Raw genomic sequence first — 19953 nt, 5'->3', positions numbered from 1 at the left:
TTAGACTAATTAAAAATAACAAATATTAAATGAAGAATCTTTACACTATACTGATCTTGTTCATAGGCACATTGAGCACTTTTGCACAGTCAGCAGGAATCTCAGGGTCGGTAATTGATCAAAATAATAAACCACTTTCAAATGTGAACATTACTATTTCACATAGTAGCTTGGGTACTACGACAGATGCCAAAGGTAGATTTGAGATAACCGATCTGGCACCTGGCGCTTACACCCTAACATTCTCCATCATGGGGCATGATACCAAACAGGTAGAGGTAAACATAGTTGCCAATAGAATAACAGAAATACCGAATGTATCGTTACCGGAGAAAAGTGAACAATTAAATGAAGTGGTGGTAAAAGGCCATCATAACAAATATGCGGTTAAAACACCCTCCTCCTCCTTACGTTTAAAAACAGAAGTTGCTAAACTACCCCAAAACATTCAAATTATCAGTAGTGAACTATTGCAAGATCAGCAGGCTACGAGTATTATGGATGGGGTGATCAGAAACGTATCTGGTGTAACCATGTTAGAGCACTGGGGGAATTTTGCCAGGGTGAATATGAGAGGATTTAGATTACCTGCATTTAGAAACGGTTTCAATGTACAGGACACCTGGGGTCCATTATCAGAGGACATGGCCTTTGTCGACCAAATAGAATTTGTAAAAGGTCCTGCAGGTTTTATGATGTCTGCCGGTGAACCAGGCGGATTTTATAATGTAGTAACCAAAAAACCTACGGAAAGAACTATTCGTCAAGTTTCATTGATGGCCGGTAGTTTTGACAATTACCGAGCTACTTTAGACCTTGGCGGCAAGGCAACAGAAAACGGAAAGTTATTGTACCGTTTTAATGCCATGTACCAAACAGCAGACAGCCATAGAGGCAATGAAGACGCTGAGCGTTATGGCTTTGCCCCTGCCCTAACCTACAAGCTTTCCCTAAAAACAGCTGTAACGGCAGAATTAAATGTACAACAGGCAGAAAGTTATATGGGTGCCGCTTATGTTTTTGCCCCTAATGATGATGGCTACGGTAGTTTAGATAGAGATTTTAAATTTACCGATACCAACTATCCAGCATCAGACATTCAAGAAGTAACATTCTTTGGAACCATAAAACACGACTTTAATAAAGATTGGAGCTGGGAAACAAAATTTGGTTCTTTACGCTATGATCAAGTAGGAAATTCTACTTGGGTCTGGTCTTTAGAGGAAAATGGAGATGCCGTAAGGTACATTAGCAATTGGGATGCCTTATCCGTTGGAAAATATTTTCAAAGTTATATTACCGGAGCATTCCATACAGGTGGTATAAATCACAATATACTGGGAGGGTTTGATTATAGCCAAAAAGAATATTGGGCAGATTTTAATCAATTCGGTTTAACGGATGTTGATCAACCCTTCAATATCTACAACCCTGTTTACGGAAATACCGAACTTCCTATTTTTGACAAATCCACCCCGGTACAATACAGAGACAATATTTACAATTATGGGGGAATTAATCGCTCTGTATATCTGCAAGATGAAATAGGTTTCTTCAACAATAAAGCAAGATTAACCCTTGCAGGAAGATACACCCACCTGTTCACAAGAGGTAAAGATGAAACAGATTCTAAAATTACGCCACGTATAGGTTTAAGTGTGGATATACTACCTACACTAAGTGCCTATGGTCTATATGACCGCTCTTTCATTGGTCAAAATGGCGTAAGCTTCACCGGGGAAGCATTTGATCCCGTTGATGCAAACGATATTGAAGGAGGTCTTAAAAAGAGTTTTTTCAACGGAAGGTTAAGAACATCCTTGGGTGCTTACCAGATTACCAAAGAAAACGTATTGGTCACCGATCCAGAAAATCCTAATTTCTCTATACAGTTAGGTGAAATACAATCTAAAGGTATTGAGTTTGACCTGCAGGGCGAGGTAACCCCAGAGTTGAATGTTATACTCAACTACGCTAATACCAACGTTGAAATTACGGAAGATACCGACCCAGAAAATATTGGTCAACGTGTAGCCGGTCATGCAAAACACATTACCAACGGCTGGCTTAATTATAAATTCTCTGAAGAATCCAAACTTCACGGTTTTGGTGGCTCATTGGGGTATCAATATCAAATAGACCGTTCTACCTGGTCTTGGGGAGCGGACAATGAATCTCAATTACCGGATTATTTTAGGTTAGACGGAGCCTTGTCATGGAGCAACGACAAACTTAGGGTACAGCTCAACGTGAACAACTTACTAGATGAATACCTCTATTCAGGATCTAATTACGCTGCTTATTTATACTGGCAATCAGAACCCGGTATTAATGGTAGAGTTACCGTAACCTATAATTTTTAAAGAATAGCATACAATTTTTTGTTGAGTTAGTTCAAATTGGTTATCCCCTCGGTTTTACCGGGGGTGTAGCCTTAAAAAAATAAACATGAAAAGAATATTTATTACACTTACTTTACTACTATTTTCCATATCGCCCATGTTCGCCCATTATTTATGGCTTGAAACGGACCGTACCGGCAGTCTAAACAAAGAACAAGAGGTACGTGTATACTTTGGAGAATACACTTATGGGGTTATTGAAAAAGTAAAAGGTGAAAACTACCCATCCGTTTCAAAGTTTACGTTATGGCTTATACATCCTAACGGTAAAAAAACAGCACTGAAAATTTCTTCCAAGGAAGAATATTATGTTGCCCATTTTACCCCAAATACAAATGGCACATATACCGTTGCCCTAAACAATGATGATATAGAAGTGCTAGATTATACAGAATGGGATTTCGGTATTTTTAAAACACACTATCAATCGACCGCAAAAGTTCAAGTGGGCGACCAAGCCACAGCTACTAAAACTTTGAACCAAGATGGTATCGTTATCAAAGAACTACCCGGCACCGATAATCAAATTACACTACAAGTACTATTTAAAGGTAAACCCTTAGCTAAAAATGAATTTAAACTATATGTATCTGACCTATGGAGCAAAACCATAGAAACAGATGAAAATGGAGAAGTAAGCTTCTCTTTGCCCTGGAACACCAAATATACTATGGAAACCACTTTTGAAGAACGTGTTCCCGGCACATTCAATGGTAAGGAATATGAATTTATATGGCACTGTGCTACCTATTGTATTTCAAAATAACCTGTAGCAATGATCACCGCAATTCTAATACTTTGTTTTACTGGTTTTTATTTGGGTTACGCCACAACAAAAAGACAAAAAGTGCCAGTACACTTACATATTGAAAACTGGTGTCAAAAGAAAAGTAAAGTAGCAAATTCTTTAGGTTATGTCTTGCTACTATTTGCCTGTTCCCTAACCATATACCATTTTGGTTGGGGTTCAGGTATTTTTACTTTTTCGGTCATTTTAATGACCATTGCAAGTCTTGTAATCTTGTTACAGCCCTTACACCTAATTACTTACAAAACCTTAATACCAACCGTTCTATTCATATTCTTGATCGAATTTTCACTTCTCTGATATGCCCGCTAATTCAAAATATCTGAATCCGTCTTTCTGGCCACGTTTCTCAAAAATTACCGCAGCTCTTCTTGGCGGTTTTATAGTATCTGTACTTTTTCATTTGGCAGTTGCCAGTTGGTTTGATCATGTGACCGTAATCATAACCAGTACCTATAGCGCACTTATTCTGTGGGCAGTTTTAATGATTGTAGCGTTTTTAGCAAAAAACGGCTGGAAAATATGGGGTATTTACCTGCTTACATCCATCATTTTGGCAATTATCATGTTTTACGGCAAAGCTTTAAATCCAATTCTATAATGAACAAAAGAACTTATAACATTCTATTTCATTTACACACTGTTAGTGGTATCGTGATCAGTGTAGCACTTTACGTTATTTTCTTCACAGGTTCATTTTCATTTTTTAGAGATGAAATTGCCAATTGGGAACGTGGGCATACCGTAGAAATTCCTGATGAAATACAGTTGAACTTTGATGAGACCTTTCAACACATGTCAACAGAGAAAAACCTGTATGGAAGGGATATTGAATTAAGGCACTATTACAACGAACAGAATATTGGGGTGAATTTAGGCAGCTCCAAAGATACTTTGCTAACCAAAGAGGATGCCGCAGGCTCATTTTATTATTTGAATACCAAAGATGCAACTACTACAGACTATGTAAGCTCATATACATTGGGGGAGTTCTTGTATAGACTGCACTTTTTTGCACAACTACCCCACCCTTTTGGGTATTATTTATCTGGTTTTGTAGCATTCTTTTTTCTGTTTGCGCTGTTAACCGGCATTATAGTACATTGGGATAAGATCATTTCCAATTTCTACGTATTTAGACCAATGACCAAATTAAAAACCGTGTGGACAGATGCCCATACAGCTTTGGGCGTAATAGGTTTCCCTTTTCAATTCGTTTATGCCGTAACCGGAACGTTCTTTATGTTAAAAGTACTATTGGTTGCGCCTACTGTATTGGCATTATATGATGGTGATGACAAAAAGCTATATGAGGACCTAGAATATGCTCATCCGGAATTTGAATTTCAGAATACTCCACTGACCCGTCCGGTTAGTATCAACAAATACGTAAACAAAGTCAAAGATCAATGGACCAATTTTAAAGTAAACGAAGTACATATCTTCAACTACGGTGATACAGGCATGCACGTATCGGTAAGTGGCAACTTGGATTTTAAGGACAAAATAAACGGTTATGGTTACACTATTTTTAAAGTAGCCGATGATAGTGTTCATAGTGTAAAAGACCCCACAAAAAAAATACAGTACCTAGATGCCGTTAAGGGTATATTTTATAGGTTGCATTATGGGGATTATGGGGGATATGGCTTACGCATTATCTCTTTTATACTTGGTTTAATAGGATGTTTTGTAATACTTAGCGGTGTTCTTATATGGTTAACCGCTAGAAACAAAAAGAACATACCTCTTAAAAAAAGAAAGTTTAACGAAACCGTAGTACGGTATTATTTGGCGATTTGCCTAAGCCTATACCCAATAACGGCCTTATCATTTATTTTGGTGCAGGTCATTAATCCTGCGGGCATGGGATTATTGTATCAATTTTATTTTATAGGATGGCTGCTAATTACCATTTTCTTTGTTTTTAAAAAAGACAATTATTTCACCAACAAATACACCTTACTTTCAGGCAGTTTAATTGGACTGACCATTCCTATTGTAAATGGTTTTTGCACTGGCAATTGGTTATGGACGAGCTATGCAAAAGGTTATGACCAAATTCTGTTTATCGATGTCTTTTGGATGGTAATTAGCATTACTGGTTTACTTATTTTTTATAAAATGAAAGCTTTTCAACTAGAAAAAACAATGAAATAACTATTCGTTAAAGTACAGAACTTACTTACTTTACAGCGGTTTCCATGCAATTTCATACATTTGAAAAAAGTACCAACCTATGAGAACAAGTGTAGTTACTCTATGCATTTTGCTTACCAGTTTAATTATTTCTGCTCAAGAACATACCCACCAAAATTTGCGCCCGCTTTCCTTTCCGGATATACCGGGTTATAAAAGCTTAAAGACCGATTTACATATCCATACCGTATTTTCCGATGGTTATGTCTGGCCCAATATTAGGGTTATGGAAGCACTTAGGGACAATCTAGATGCAATTTCTTTAACGGAACACTTGGAATACCAACCACATTCAACAGATATTCCGCATCTTGACAGAAATAGGTCTTACAATATTGCGATAAAAGAAGCGAAGGAACATGATCTTATAATCGTTCACGGTTCGGAAATAACCCGCAGCGCACCCATGGGGCATAACAATGCCGTGTTCATTACCGATGCAAATCCAATTTTAAAGGAGAAAGCCGAAGATGCCTTTAAGGAAGCCAATAAACAGGATGCTTTTGTATTTTGGAACCACCCTGCTTGGCACAACCAATCCCCGCAGGGAAATCCAATTCTGAGCGAATTTCAGAAAAAACGCATTGAGAATGGTGAACTACATGGTATTGAGGTCATCAATGCCGTGGACTACGCCCAAGAATCATTGGCGCTGGCCCTTGAATATAATTTAACCATTATGGGTACCAGTGACATACACGGACTCATAGATTGGGACTATACCGAAAAAGGTAACCATAGGCCCATTACCTTGGTTTTTGCAAAGGAGAAAAGTTTGTCCAGTATGCAAGAAGCTCTATTTGCAGGTAGAACCGTTGCTGTATATAACGGACTAATGGTGGGTAAGGAAGAGTTTTTGGTTCCCCTTTTAAAAGCAAGTATCAAGGTGAAAGAGGCCATCTATCATGAAGACACTGAAATCGTACAGATTGTATTGGAAAATACCACCAGTAATTCCCTTTTATTTGAAAATGCAATGGACTTTTCTTTCTACAGCAGTTCTCCGATATTTGAAATTCCCGCTTTTGGCACGTTTACCTTACAGGTAAAAACGTTACAGAGACTACCTAGACTAACCTTGTCCTTAAAAGCAATAGGCACTTTTGTAGCTCCCAGAACATCACCAATAATCTCTTGGGAGATCATCCCGGAATAGACAGTAATTCTATTCCTTACCGTCCACGTAGTCCTGTAAATAGGCATAACGCTCCGTAAGTTTACCGTTCTGCGTCATGCGTGCCCGTTGCAATACCCCATCCTTGTCACCATTAAAGAATGCTGGGATGACATTTTTGATAAAGGCCTCACCAAACCCTTCGCTGGCATCTCGCGGAAGTTCACAGGGTAGATTATCAACTGCCATCACTGCAATGGCCTCTTGATTTTTAAAATCCACCTCGGTTTCAGATATCGGGTCATACCCATAAATGGGTTCTGCAATCGTAGAAGGTCTAATAGTGGTTGCCACAGGGCCATCAATATCACAACTTACATCTGCCACGACCTTGATTTTGAAATCAGGATGTTTGGCATCTTCCCTAGTAAATAAATATGGGGCTCCCTGTCCGTAGAAATGACCGGCAACATAAAAATCGGTCACCTTGGCAAAACGGAAAAAATTGGATTTATAATCTTCTGGATGGGCAAAGAAGTTGGCCTTATTGCCCCGCACGCCATCCTTTCGTTTATTATATTCCCCGGCATCTATTTGGCAATATACGGGTTCATTAAAATCATTTTCCAAATATTCCGTAACATTCACCCTGCGCATACCCATACCGTCCAACATTTCACGGGCACCATTGCCTACCCTTCCCCTGCCGGTCAACAAAACCTTGATATTGGGCAGCTGAATTTTTTTAAGCTCCGCAATTAATGCGGCTTGGTCTTCTAAATCATTGGCCTTTGGCAATTTAAACGTCCCATATTTTAGTCCGTATGCCCTAAATCCATTATACGCCCCTACGATACCGGCATATCTGCCAAATGCAACCACCCGTTGCTCCTGTGTATTGGTAATGACCTCATGGTCATACATTTCTATATTCTTCTCCAAAAGGGCCCGTAACAATTTTCTGTTATAGGGCTGCTTTTTAATGGTATGGGAAAAGAAGAAATACTTTTTTCCGGGAATTAGGGCGGCTATAGGCACTTCCTTTACACCCAATAGGACATCACATTCCTGCATGTTGTCCGTTACCGCTAAACCTAGTTTCTTGTATGATTCATCTGGATAGGCACGTATGGGAGAAGGTTCTACCAAAATTTGGGCCTGTGGAAATTTATTCAGGACTTTTTGACATGCTTTTGGGGACAGTACCACGCGTTTATCCGGCGGATTTTTACGTTCTCTTATGATTCCGAACTTCATATGGGGTTTGGTATAAATATTGCACTAAATTATGCAATTAGATACATATGTTCTTATGTAGCTATAAAAATTATAAGGGTTCGTAAACTTTTGTTAGCTTTGCTGCCCGCAGGAAATCCTTCATCAGCTTTTTAGTTGTAGAGAGATGAAATGCCAAGGACTATGGATCTAAAACGGTGTGCGTTAGGGATAGAGGCAAGTATCATGTACTGCCGAAAGCCCGACCCTTTTGAAAAAAGGGAAACGCCCTGGCATTGGTGCAATAAAGTTCATTAACATATTGGGGCCGACCGGTTTTGACAGCGAGACTAGTTGGAATGTAAGCATACCGAGCGCTGGGAAACAGCTCGTTAATCTCATTTTTCACACTTTTAATTGGCGAAAATAATTACGCTCTTGCCGCTTAATCTGAATTATAGTAAGATTGGCCTCGTCCCTACAAGGTAGGGAAGCGAGATGTTCCTGAACAGCCCTTGTTGACGGCGGTTCTTATAGGAGCACCAGAAAAGTCAACACAAGGATACCTGCTCACTTTGGCGGTATCACCAAAATCTTAAGAAGATAAGCATGTATTAGGCGGTTTCTGGTCAGGTGCATGTCGAAAATCAATCAGAAACTAAGTATGTAGAAAGCATTGCGATTACTTGTTTGGACGAGGGTTCGACTCCCTCCGGCTCCACTAGAATAGTACCAAAATTATTAAAAAACCCCTTAATCATATGATTATTAGGGGTTTCTATCTTTTAAGGCATCAATTGAATCGTTTTTAAACCATATTTTATGTGACCTATTCGGTAAGTACTTTATTATAAAAAAACACTCACCGGTTTCTTTGTCATTAACTGATTTGATGTTACTTATAAAAATGATATTTTCCTTTTTTGTACCTTTATTTCTGTAAAAAATATATTTAAAATGAGCCATTCTTTCACACAGTTATTTTACCTCAAGGAAAACATTTTGAAAAATATCTAAAAGTACCAATATACCTGTGTTTGACAGTTAATGGGCTAATAAGACGGGAAAAATGTGCGGAACGAACCTCGAAGCAAACGAATTGTATTTAGATGCTGTCAGAAAAAAACAAATAAGATTCATATTCGACAAATTGACGAAGGTAGACCCTGTAATTCTTCGGAAATAAAAAACCTTTACGTAGGCAAAGGAGAAAAAATTAAAATGCTGGAACATCTCTTTGAGTAAAAAAACCTGCAGATGGAAACTTTGGTCGGGGTTGAATTTGCCCTTGGTATTTGGAAGAGATATCACAACACTAAAAAGCATCTGAAAGAGTTCTTAAAAACCTAGTACCGGAAGGACGATGTTCCTGTTTGTGATGTCAATTTAAGGTTCATTAAAGGGTTCGAGTACTTTTTAAAATTAACCAAAGCCTGCAATCATAATTTGGCTTTGAAATAGTAAATAGCCTTTCCAAACGATCAAGTCGTTCAAAGATTAAAATAGTGTTCATTTGTTTCTTTTTAAGATTATTAAATAAACAAAAGCGCTTTTGTTTCCTTTGTAGAATTCTTTTGAAAAAGGTAATTGAAGGAAGGTGCTAAACCTTAATCTTGTACTTATTATTATTCACAAAAAATTGATAAACAATTACTTATGCTAAATCAATACAAATCGAACCAAATAAAATTTGGATGATTCTATTTGGTTTTAAAACGATTTAAATAATACCATTTGATTATTGTAAAAAATGGAAGAATTTTGAGTTATCAACAATTAAAAACTAAATTATAAATAAAATGAAGGCAGTTAAAAAGGCAAAAAGCTAGTCATCTGAAAAATAGTTTAATTGTATTGTCACAAAATAGGTTGGTTTAATAAAACAAATGTTAAACCTATTTAACTAAATGAGATTACGTCACTGCTATAACGTATTAATCTCGTACTATTTGGAATCCATCGCAAATTTTATGTGAATTGCCCACAAAGACCTAACTTCATAGACTGCCATTTGCATTTGTGCTTTTGTAAATGGATTGGTGATAATTAACCGATAACGTTGAACTTGGTGACACTTTTAAATACTATTAATCCTAAATACCGCAACATAGGGTGGCATATTGTAGGTTGGGCTATTTTGTTCCTTCTGCCCATAATTTTTACTCGCCAAACAGAAGAAGTCCAAGAAATTACTATTCATGACATTCAATTTTCTTATTTAAACTTAATTACAAAGGTATTCTGGATACTATTGTTCTATGTCAATACAGAAATCCTAATTCCGAAACTACTCTACGCTAAAAGAATCCTACTTTTTATCTGCGCACAAATTGTGCTGTTTTTTGTAGTTATCGGCATTAGGGGTATCTTCTTTCATTTAATAGTTACCGACATTGAGTACATTTTTTATAATTCGTTTGTTGTGAATTCTCCTCCCTTATTTTTTACGGTCTTCGCAAGCATCGCTTTTAAAACCCTACAGGACCGACTAAAAAGCGAACGAACAGCACAGGAATTAAAAAATGAAAACTTGGAGACGGAACTTTCCTTTCTGCGTTCACAGATAAGCCCACATTTCTTATTCAATGTGTTGAATACCGTTGTTTCACAGATACGTTTTAAAAGCAAGGAGTTAGAGCCAACCGTTTTAAAACTATCGTCCTTGCTACAATATATGCTTTACGAAACAAATGATGCCAAAGTACCGCTAAAATCGGAGGTGAACTATTTAGAGGATTATATTGATTTGCAAAGGACCAGGTTTGGAAAAAGGGTAAAAATAACCTTTATAGCAAACCTAGATCAGGAATGGTATCTTATAGAGCCTATGCTATTGATACCATTTGTAGAAAATGCGTTTAAACACGGCACAGGTAATATTAAGGAACCCGTTATCGAAATTTCCCTAAAAACCAACGAAAGTGAGTTATTCTTTGAGGTACGGAACAAGTTTTTGGAAAACGATATCTCAAAGGATACCGTTTCGGGAATTGGGCTCTCCAATGTCAGAAGGAGATTGGAACTTTTATATGGAGAAAGGTATCAATTGGAATTCAACAAAACCTCCCCTTTGTACGAGGCCAAGCTTAAATTGATTTTGGAATAATTATGAACTGCATAGCCATTGACGATGAACCATGGGCCCTTGACCTACTTGTAGACAATATCAGCAAGGTTTCTTTCTTGAACCTGATCGGCAGATTTGAAATTGCGGAGGATGCCATGGAAACCATTGCGAAAAAACCGGTTGACCTTATCTTTATAGATATCCAAATGCCCGGGGAATCGGGATTGGAGTTTATCGCCAATCTGTATAAGAAACCTTTGGTGATCTTTGTGACTGCCTACAAACAATATGCCTTGGAAAGCTATGACCTTGAGGTAGTGGACTACCTTGTAAAGCCTGTAACTTTAGAACGGTTCCATAAGGCGTGTAGTCGTGCCAAAAATATGATGGAACTCACAGCGGCCAAGGCCAGCCTTGCTAAAATCAATACCCTAGAACATTTTTATATCGGTTCGGGTTATGGTAAGATCAAGATTAAATTTGAGGATATTCTTTGGATGGAAGGTTATGGGGATTATATCAAGTTCTTTTTAAAGGATACGTCACATCCACAAGTCTTACGTACCACGTTCAAAGAACTTGAACACGAACTTCCCAAGGAAAAATTCATCAGGATACATCGTTCCTATTCCGTTGCGATTCCAAGTATTACCTCCATCAGGAAAAACAGTCTGTTCATTGGAAAAAAAGAACTCCCAATAAGCGGTTCTTATAAGGAGTATGTAGAAAAAATATTTAACAAAGGCCAATAAACTGTTTAAAATAGCATCATTTTTAAGGTCTTGGTTACTGCAGTGCAAAAGCCATAATGGAACCAGAAGGATTTTCTTCCGTGCCCCCTACTGATAGTGCAATGTACTGTTTGCCATCAATGGCATAGGAACAAACGTTGGCATTGTTTGCCGCTGGCAAAGTGGTTTCCCAAACCAATTTTCCTGTTTTCTTGTCAATAGCCCAAAGTTTTTTATCCGCCGCTCCACTTATGAAAACAAGTCCTCCCGCAGTTACCATCGGACCTGAACGTGCCAATAAACCGGTATCCGGTCCGCCTTCTTCCTGTAACTTTTCATCATTTCCCAGGGGTATTTGCCATTCGTATTCTCCCGTATTCAGATTTAATGCGTTCAGGGTATTCCAAGGCGTTTTCAAGGCAGGGTTTCCACTGGGGTCACTCCAGGTTCTATAAGGGGTGATGTTCATATACCTGGTAGGTTTTTCAACCTCACTTTCTGAATTTGTTTCCTCTGTAGCGTTATCACGGATGTCGTATAAAAATGCCAATAGCCCTCTCTCTTCTTGTGCCGTAATCACACCTTTATAGCCGGGCATTTTCCCTCCACCATGCTGTATTTTTTGAAGGGTTTCATTTTCAGGCATCCTTTCCTTTAAACCTATCAATGAAGGAACATCTGACATCATACCTTGTTTCTCCGCACCATGACAAGCCACACAATGCTTTTCATAGGTAACCCTACCCAATTCATATCGGGTATTGTTTAGGGTAGCAAAATGTTTGTCGGCATCTACTATGGTTTGAATTTCAGGAAGATTATTGCCGCGAATGTATAAGTAATCGGTATTGGGGTCAAAGGCAAGACCGCCCCAGTTTGCTCCTCCCCTGGTCGCGGGCAAGGAAATGTTTCCTTTTAAGTCTGGTGGTGTAAAAAGACCTTCGTAGCGCACCGACCTAAATGTTTTTAAAATGGAATCATAATCGGCATCGGAATAATGGTTCAAGTCATCCCCTGTCATCGATTGCCGCGCAAAAGGAGCTGGTTTCAAAGGAAAAGGTTGTGTTTCATAAGCCACTTCACCGGGTAAATTAGAAGCTGGTACTTTACGCTCCTCTACAGGAAAGATAGGTTCGCCAGTTTCCCTGTCCAATACAAAAATGAAACCATGTTTGGTAGCTTGTGCCACCGCATCAATTTCTTTACCATCATGGTTGAATGTTACCAAATTTGGAGGGCAAGGTAAATCATAATCCCATATATCATGATGTACGGTTTGGTAGTGCCATTTATAATTTCCTGTGGAAGCATCCAGGGCCAGAACACAATTGCCATAAAGATTAGCTCCAATCCGGTCTGCTCCGTAAAAATCGTAAGATGGAGAGCCCAAGGCCAAAAAAACCGTTCCTCTTTCCTCGTCAATGCTCATACCTGCCCAACAGTTTACACCACCGGCAAACTTGTATGCATCTGGTGGCCAAGTTTCATAACCCGGTTCTCCAGGGTGTGGTATGGTATGAAATGTCCAAGCCAACTCACCGGTTTTAACATTATAGGCACGAACATATCCTGGAGGCGCACCATAAAAGTCGGGTAACCTTGATCCGATTATAATTAGATTTTTAAAGATACTTCCCGGGGTGGTTAGGGTCACGGAAATTTCTTCTGGATTGTCCCTAACACCGATGTTCAAATTTACTTTTCCGTTTTCACCAAATGATGCAACCGGCTCTCCTGTTTCGGCATTTATGGCCAATAAATAATTGCCCGCTGAATAGAGAATCCTTTTGTCATCACCTTCACTCCAATAGGTAACCCCTCTACTTGCGGCTACCGGTTCTCCTTCCCCCAATGATTTATGTGCCCAAATCTGTTCCCCGGTCTTGGCATTGATGGCGTACACCGTTTGATTTCTCGAGTTGGCATACATGACCCCATCTACAATAATAGGATTCGCCTGGCTAGATGCAGCAGGTTCTTCACCTTCTTTTACATCATTCGCATGAAAGGTCCACACATTCTTTAATTGGTTTACATTGGCAACGTTTATTTGATTTAGTGAAGAATAACTAGATGCTTTGGCATCTGCTTTATAAGTGGTCCATGTATTTACACTTAAGGAATCCTGTTTTTTACAACTAAAGACAAATAACATAGCAATAGCACTAAAAAGGCATCTTTTAAGAATTTCAGATCGATTTTCTATTTTCATTTTCCAGTAATTTTAATTATCAAATCCTTTTTCACTTAACCACGAAGACATGAGGTCTGCAACTTCCAAACTATTCAAGTCCGAAAAAGGGAAATGTGTATTTACTTTAATACCAACTTCAGGGTCCTGAATAACCATAGGCTTTTTTTGGGCTTGTATGGGTAGTACAAAAATGAATGACGCTATTGCACTAAATTGAATAAGTGTTCGTAGTACTTTCATTAGTTAGTATATAGATTTATCCCTGATTTTATTAATGTAATTAATTGTTAATTATTTAACTTAAATACGGCTGGTCATAGTGGCGCTTCCCTGTTGCCTTATACATGGCATTCGCCAATGCAGCGAAAATTGGGGGGAAAGTTGGTTCTCCCAATCCAGTAGGGTCAATGTCGCTTTCTACAAAATGAACCGCTATTTCCTTGGGAGCCTCACTCATACGTATCATTCGGTAGGTATCAAAATTACTTTTCCCTGGCACTCCGTCCCTAAAGGTCTGCTCCCCATATAATGCATTACCAATACCATCTACAATTCCCCCTTCACATAAATTTTTGGCAGCATCAGGATTTACAACAATGCCACAATCAATGGCACAGGTGACTTTATCAATAATGGGTTGGTTATTTTCCCATTTCATATCCAAAACTTGGGCGGCATAGGAATTATGACAAAAATAGGCGGAGACACCTCTTGACATTCCATCAGGAACCTTTCCCCAGTTAGATTTATCCCTTACCATCCTTAAAACTCCTGCATATCTTTCAGGGTCATAATCGTTTCTTTCCCCGACCGGATTTGTACGGGCCTTTTCCAAAAGTTCTAACCTAAACTCAATTGGGTCCTTCCCAGCTTCTTCGGCAACTTCATCCAAAAAGGACTGCTCGGCACTGGCCATAAAATTGGAACGGGGAGCCCTAAAAGAACCTATGGTAATATTAGAATTAACTTCCCAACTTTCAGCGATATAGTTTTCCACAGCGCCCGCAGGAAACCTATCGGCATATAATGGACTCTCCGGTATTCCGCCAGCATTAACATGTACTGCCGTCAATTCATTTTCCTTGTTCAGGGCGGCTCTGTACTTTACTTGATAAGTGGACCGATAGATGCCACCGGTCATATCATCTTCCCGACTATAAACCAGTTTTACAGGGGCTTTCATTTTTTGTGAAATAAGGGCCACTTCAATTAACCAATGGGCATAGGACCTTCTTCCATATCCACCACCCAAACGGGTCATTTGGATATCTATATTTTCGATCGGGAGGCCCAATCTTTCAGAAATTGCATGTTCTGTTAGCTCGGGCTTTTGTAACGGACCTTTCAAATCCGCTTTGGTATCCGTGACATTCGCAAAAAAGTTCATCGGTTCCATACAATTATGAACCAAGAATGGTGCGGTATACGTGCGTTCTATAATTTTTTCCGCGTTCTGGAATGCCTGTTCCGGATTTCCATCCCTTCGTACGGTTTGGGGTTTTTCAGAAAGCATTTCCATCATCTTAGCCCTATGTTCCTCGGTATTTTCCAATCCTGCAGGAATAGTGAGTGTCTGCTTTGGACCTCGAAAGGGTTGTCTTTGCTCTGTATAGGTTTCAAATGGCTCCCATTCTACTTGTAGTGCCTTTTTGGCATTTAATACTTCCCAAGTGGTATTGCCAACAACCGCAATTACCTCTAGAAAGGTACAGGTATCAAAATGTTGTCTTTCATATTCATCCTCTAAAACCTTAAGGGTAAATATATCATGTATTCCAGGCATTGCCCTCGCCACCGTGTCATCAAAAGACTTTAACTTCATGCCAAATGCAGGGGGATGAACAATCATGGAAGTTAACATGCCTTCTTCGTAGGTGTCAATACTGAAAAGTGGCTTTCCCGTAACGATTTTTTTTCCGTCAACATTCTTTCTCGAAGTCCCGATAATTCCAAAATCTTCAATAGCTTTTAGTTCAACTTCCTCTGGAACGGCCAATGTAGAAGCGGCGGAGGCCATTTCCTCGTATGCAGCAGATTTATTACTACCGGAATGATACAGCACCCCGGATTTGGTGGTTATTTCCTCAACCGGAACATTCCATGCGCTTGCCGCAGCGGCTCTCAGCATTTGTCTGGCAGAGGCCCCTGCCATTCTTAACCCTGTCCAACCACGCCTAATGGCCTGGCTACCGCCCAAAAACTGAAAGGAAAAGGAATCGGTATCCAGGGGAGCCTGTTCTACTATAACGCGCTCCCAATCAACATCTAACTCCTCGGCAACTATCATGGGCATAGATGTTTTAACATTCTGACCCCCTTCTGGATTTGGGGACATAATGGTTACTTGGCCGTTATCGCCGATTTTCAAATATCCGTTGATCTTAAACCATTCCTTAGGAAGACTGTTTACTTCTTCGGGAGTCATTTTACAAGATGCCAACCAACTGAAGCTAAGCATCATACCGCCTCCTGCCAAAGCGGAATTCTTTAAAAAAGAACGTCTTCCTATTTTAGTTTTTACAGTACTCATCGTTTACTTGCTTTTATATTCAGAACTTAGAACTAATCTATTGAAAATTATAAATTCTTCTTCTGGGACGCTATCTTAATTGCCTTTTTAATTCGTGTATAGGTACCACAGCGGCAAATATTCCCGTTCATGGCCATTTCGATATCCGTATCTGAAGGCGTCGGATTCCGTTTTAAGAAAGCGGATGCATTCATAATCTGCCCTGCTTGGCAATAGCCACATTGCGGCACATCCACTTCGAGCCAAGCCTGTTGTACTGGATGGTCTCCATTTTCAGACAACCCTTCAATGGTGGTAATCTTTTGCTCACCAACGGCCGACACCGGTAATTGACATGAGCGAACGGCATTTTCGCCAAGATGAATGGTACAGGCGCCACATTGTGCTATACCACAACCATATTTTGTGCCCACCATGTTCAAGTGGTCCCTTAGTACCCAAAGGATCGGGGTAGATGGGTCAATGTCCAACTCATGATTTTTACCATTGATGTTTAAGTTGAATATAGCCATAATCAGAATATTTACATTTAAATAAAAAATCAAGAATTTATCTAATCTTAAATATACTCCACATGCTCCATTTCAATGAAAAAATGCGACGGATCAAGAAAAGTTTGCGATGAAAAAGTTAGAATTTTAGAAAGGTATAAATGTACTGAATACTATGTTTTTCAATTATTTAAAGGATATTATAAAAAACATGTTTCTAAATATGGTCGGTTAATAGAACTAAGGTTAGAAAAAGAAAAAGCTCCAAAAAACGAACATTTTTTAGAGCCTGTAGAGTTTGTAAAAAAAGGTCTATTTTAAGTTTTAGGCGTAAAATAAGAACATCTTTAGTGCCATTTTTTCACGTTTAATCTAGTTAACTGAACAACACTACCTATTGTGCAGGAATACCTCCATTTACACTAGGTGCTTGACCTGTAATATAACTTGATCCCATACTGCTGAACCACAATACCACTGATGGCATAGTCCATCATGATTCCAGCCACAAAAAGTCCAAATAACGCTGAAGGATTCTACAAGTCTGTTCCGTTTAGATTCCTTTAGGCCTTCACCATTATAGTTTTGAGAAGCGTATAACCCTCTTTTATGTTTCCAGTAATTGAATCGACCATATTATCATCGAGGCTATCACGGAAAATACCGTCTCGTGCATTGGAAACATAATTAGACCCCTTATAACTTTCTGTCGAATAAACTGTATCGCAAATGTCTTCAGGAAAGGCAATCTGCGTTACCAATAATGATTTTTTCTCGCCATTAAGAACTTCCAAATGAATATGTGGCGCCCTTCCCGGATAATACCCAGGAAAAATGCTGATAAAGGATACTTTACCATCCGCATCGCTGGTATGCCTACCACGAAGAAAATGGGCCTTGGTCAAATCTTCCGATTGTAACCAATTATTCCCGTATTCCGAATACTTTCCATGGCTGTCGCAATGCCAAACATCCACCAGGGCATTGCTCATGGGTCTGCAATTTTTATTCTTGTCCAAAATGCGCAAATTTATACGAAGCGCGATTCCCTTTCTATCGCCAATAATGTTTTCACGAACATATTCCGAAGGTGTTTTATTGGGAAACGGACCTTTAGTTTCCTTGGGTGAAAGGGCGCAATCTTCAGAAATCATACCTCCATCATCTTTAGAACGAGAACCTAATATAGTTGCCAGCCCTGCAATACCACCAAGACCAATAATTACCTTTGTTAAAAAATCCTTTCGCTTCATTTTTATTAATTAGATAAAGTCGCTCTCCAAGTTTCCGAAGTTGTCTTAAATATAATAATAAGATGAGCAAAATGGTAAAAGGTTTAACTATCCGACCTGAGGTGCTCTAAAAAAATGGTTTTATGGAATGACCTTAAAACCTCTCTTTATCTCCAGTCTTTGGCATTCCTGAATAATGTACGCGAACGATTCTCCATTCATCATTTATTTTTTTTAGGATTTGCGTTTCCCTTCCTCTGGTCTGCATTGCTGTTCCGTCCGAAAAACGTAGCATCATACACCCAATAAAATTCTACCCAAGCCACATCGTCATAAATAGTGATAGTTTCGTCCGAACTTTTTAAATCCCTTGTTTTAAAACTCTCCCTAAACATTCCATAGAAATTATCTTTTACGCCCTGCCAGCCTTTTTCGTGGCCTCTTGGGTGTATGAAAGAAACTTCTGGTACATCTGCCCAAACTTTGGCACCTAAAATCGTGTCGGTCTTGTTTATCGAGACTTTATAATCTTCTATTAATTGTTTAATGCGACTTTCATCTTGCGTTGTTGTTTTCTTAAAACATGAATGCGATAGAAATAGTACTAGTAGTGAAAAAGTGATTTTTTCATTTTTAAATGTTTATTGGATTTCTATTTTTTAAATGAATATTTTATCCTCTTCATTTTTAGCATTAACCATATTTAATCGTGATTATGACTTTCCTTTAAATGCTGACGCAGCAGATCTTTGCCATAATCATTTCCGTTCGGGGTTCTGACCATGGTATGAATATGATTTCTTGTTGCATCCCGACCTTGGCCTTGTATTCCAACGGGCCCCTGATGATCAAATTCTATCAGTACAACCGGACTGTGGATCCGATAATAGAAAACTGCATCCTTATCGGTCTTTCCGACCCAGGCAAACCACGTATTATCCAAGTGTGCCATCACATCATCCATTTTAATTTTGGCATGACCTTCTTCCATATTGGATATATATTGATTTATCAAATCCAAAAGCTGTTCTTTTTGATCCTCTGTCATTTCTGCTGCACGTAGGCCCTGATACTCTAAAATTTTATTATCGGAGAAGGCTTCCGCCTGTATATCGTTTCGTCTTTTTTCTTCGGATAATGAGGCACGTTTTTGTTGATCTGTCGAAAGGGACTGCATAAATTTTAGCCCAACATTCTGTTCGTCCTGAAACAGGGTGTTTCCTGCATATTTGCCCGTAGTAGTGACAATAGGTTCACCTCCCATAAAAACCGGAGTCATTACGACTTGGTCGCCTAGGATGAAATAATTTATGGCTAAATGGTGTCCGTCAATTTGCCACCCCCATGGGTCGGTCATTGATGGCTTGCCCATTACCGTGAAGTAATAAAGTTCTTCATCATATCTTGGGTCGCCATCATTAAGCTCTCTCAATGTCTGATCAGTCTTCATGATGTCCTTTGTCAATTGCAGTCCTTTTGCACTGAGTGCCTTTTGCATGAGCTGAAATGCCAACTTCCTTTGTGCTTTTGTCATTTCCTTTATACTGACCCCCTGTCTCCGGTATAGGCCGTTATCTATATTCGCCCACTTTTGCCACTCTTTATCTTGGATTTCAAATTGAGTTTTTGCCAATTGTTCTTTGGTTAGCGAGTTCAAAAACCGTTCCCCAGCTATTTTTATGGGTTCGGTGGTTATGCCTGTGGCCTTTATTGGGAAAAGACCTTCTTCTTTTCCTTGCTCGGTAACGACGCCAATATAATGTTGATCCAGATTGTCTTCCTCTGCTTTTGCAAATCGTTCTTTGATAGCTTCCAATCTACTTTGGCAAGTTGCCGTATTATACTGCATGCATGCAATAAGGAGCAATGAAACGGGTAAAATAGAAATTGTTATTTTCATTTTTGGGTTCTCATTATTTTTCGATCTTTGATGGTCAATTCCCCAGAAACAAACTAACGGAGTAAAAGAC

At 39.0% G+C, this 19953-nt stretch carries 16 protein-coding genes and 1 other RNA gene; 9 read left to right on the top strand and 8 right to left on the bottom strand.

Translation table 11 applies throughout. The features are described from left to right. Positions 1-29 precede the first annotated feature (29 nt). The 6 genes from Q2T41_RS13820 (at position 30) to Q2T41_RS13795 (ending at position 6565) form a co-directional block, all read left to right on the top strand. On the top strand, positions 30-2363 hold the full coding sequence (locus tag Q2T41_RS13820; protein ID WP_304436546.1) for a TonB-dependent siderophore receptor: 2334 nt from the start codon (positions 30-32) through the stop codon (positions 2361-2363). An 85-nt stretch (positions 2364-2448) separates the two neighbouring features. Beyond that, positions 2449-3168 carry a DUF4198 domain-containing protein gene (locus tag Q2T41_RS13815; protein ID WP_304436545.1) on the top strand — a complete coding sequence of 240 codons (720 nt, stop codon included), beginning with the start codon at positions 2449-2451 and terminating at the stop codon, positions 3166-3168. 9 nt (positions 3169-3177) lie between these two features. Next, positions 3178-3510, top strand: a complete 333-nt coding sequence (locus tag Q2T41_RS13810; RefSeq protein ID WP_071341448.1) for a hypothetical protein — start codon at positions 3178-3180, stop codon at positions 3508-3510. Between the two features lies 1 nt (position 3511). Continuing rightward, positions 3512-3811, top strand: a complete 300-nt coding sequence (locus Q2T41_RS13805; RefSeq protein ID WP_058103723.1) for a hypothetical protein — start codon at positions 3512-3514, stop codon at positions 3809-3811. Continuing rightward, positions 3811-5370 carry a PepSY-associated TM helix domain-containing protein gene (locus tag Q2T41_RS13800; RefSeq protein ID WP_304436544.1) on the top strand — a complete coding sequence of 520 codons (1560 nt, stop codon included), beginning with the start codon at positions 3811-3813 and terminating at the stop codon, positions 5368-5370. The genes Q2T41_RS13805 and Q2T41_RS13800 overlap by 1 nt, the downstream gene beginning before the upstream one ends. 79 nt (positions 5371-5449) lie before the next feature. Then, positions 5450-6565: an Sb-PDE family phosphodiesterase gene (locus tag Q2T41_RS13795; RefSeq protein WP_304436543.1), complete on the top strand. Its 1116-nt coding sequence runs from the start codon at positions 5450-5452 to the stop codon at positions 6563-6565. Positions 6566-6574: 9 nt separating this feature from the next. On the opposite strand, the gene Q2T41_RS13790 is transcribed toward Q2T41_RS13795, so the two are convergent. Beyond that, positions 6575-7780 carry an NAD(P)-dependent oxidoreductase gene (locus Q2T41_RS13790; RefSeq protein WP_304436542.1) on the bottom strand — a complete coding sequence of 402 codons (1206 nt, stop codon included), beginning with the start codon at positions 7778-7780 and terminating at the stop codon, positions 6575-6577. Between the two features lie 282 nt (positions 7781-8062). Here Q2T41_RS13790 and ssrA point away from each other — a divergent pair. From ssrA to Q2T41_RS13775, 3 genes are all read left to right on the top strand, one after another. Then, positions 8063-8462, top strand: a transfer-messenger RNA (tmRNA) gene (gene ssrA, locus Q2T41_RS13785). Positions 8463-9806: 1344 nt separating this feature from the next. After that, positions 9807-10844: a sensor histidine kinase gene (locus Q2T41_RS13780; RefSeq protein WP_304437450.1), complete on the top strand. Its 1038-nt coding sequence runs from the start codon at positions 9807-9809 to the stop codon at positions 10842-10844. Between the two features lie 2 nt (positions 10845-10846). Then, on the top strand, positions 10847-11557 hold the full coding sequence (locus Q2T41_RS13775) for a LytR/AlgR family response regulator transcription factor (RefSeq protein ID WP_304436541.1): 711 nt from the start codon (positions 10847-10849) through the stop codon (positions 11555-11557). 34 nt (positions 11558-11591) lie between these two features. Here the strand turns inward: Q2T41_RS13775 and Q2T41_RS13770 are convergent, their stop codons facing one another. The 7 genes from Q2T41_RS13770 to Q2T41_RS13740 all read right to left on the bottom strand — a co-directional run bounded on the left by Q2T41_RS13770 (position 11592) and on the right by Q2T41_RS13740 (position 19883). Continuing rightward, positions 11592-13748, bottom strand: coding sequence for a pyrroloquinoline quinone-dependent dehydrogenase (locus Q2T41_RS13770; RefSeq protein ID WP_304436540.1), 2157 nt, complete (start codon positions 13746-13748; stop codon positions 11592-11594). A gap of 12 nt (positions 13749-13760) precedes the next feature. Beyond that, positions 13761-13970 carry a hypothetical protein gene (locus Q2T41_RS13765; protein WP_304436539.1) on the bottom strand — a complete coding sequence of 70 codons (210 nt, stop codon included), beginning with the start codon at positions 13968-13970 and terminating at the stop codon, positions 13761-13763. 55 nt (positions 13971-14025) lie between these two features. Next, positions 14026-16260 (bottom strand): xanthine dehydrogenase family protein molybdopterin-binding subunit, encoded by a 2235-nt coding sequence (locus tag Q2T41_RS13760; RefSeq protein ID WP_304436538.1) that lies wholly within the window; start codon positions 16258-16260, stop codon positions 14026-14028. 47 nt (positions 16261-16307) lie between these two features. After that, positions 16308-16772: a (2Fe-2S)-binding protein gene (locus Q2T41_RS13755; RefSeq protein ID WP_304436537.1), complete on the bottom strand. Its 465-nt coding sequence runs from the start codon at positions 16770-16772 to the stop codon at positions 16308-16310. A 542-nt stretch (positions 16773-17314) separates the two neighbouring features. Beyond that, on the bottom strand, positions 17315-18004 hold the full coding sequence (locus tag Q2T41_RS13750; protein ID WP_304436536.1) for a dioxygenase family protein: 690 nt from the start codon (positions 18002-18004) through the stop codon (positions 17315-17317). Positions 18005-18137: 133 nt separating this feature from the next. Beyond that, positions 18138-18281: a hypothetical protein gene (locus Q2T41_RS13745; RefSeq protein WP_304436535.1), complete on the bottom strand. Its 144-nt coding sequence runs from the start codon at positions 18279-18281 to the stop codon at positions 18138-18140. A 405-nt stretch (positions 18282-18686) separates the two neighbouring features. Then, on the bottom strand, positions 18687-19883 hold the full coding sequence (locus Q2T41_RS13740) for a DUF3500 domain-containing protein (RefSeq protein WP_304436534.1): 1197 nt from the start codon (positions 19881-19883) through the stop codon (positions 18687-18689). Positions 19884-19953: the final 70 nt, after the last annotated feature.

The organism is Maribacter confluentis, from assembly GCF_030505015.1.
Taxonomy (GTDB): domain Bacteria; phylum Bacteroidota; class Bacteroidia; order Flavobacteriales; family Flavobacteriaceae; genus Maribacter; species Maribacter sedimenticola.
Note: the sequence above shows the minus strand (reverse complement) of the source record. Positions and strands in the feature narration are given on the sequence as shown.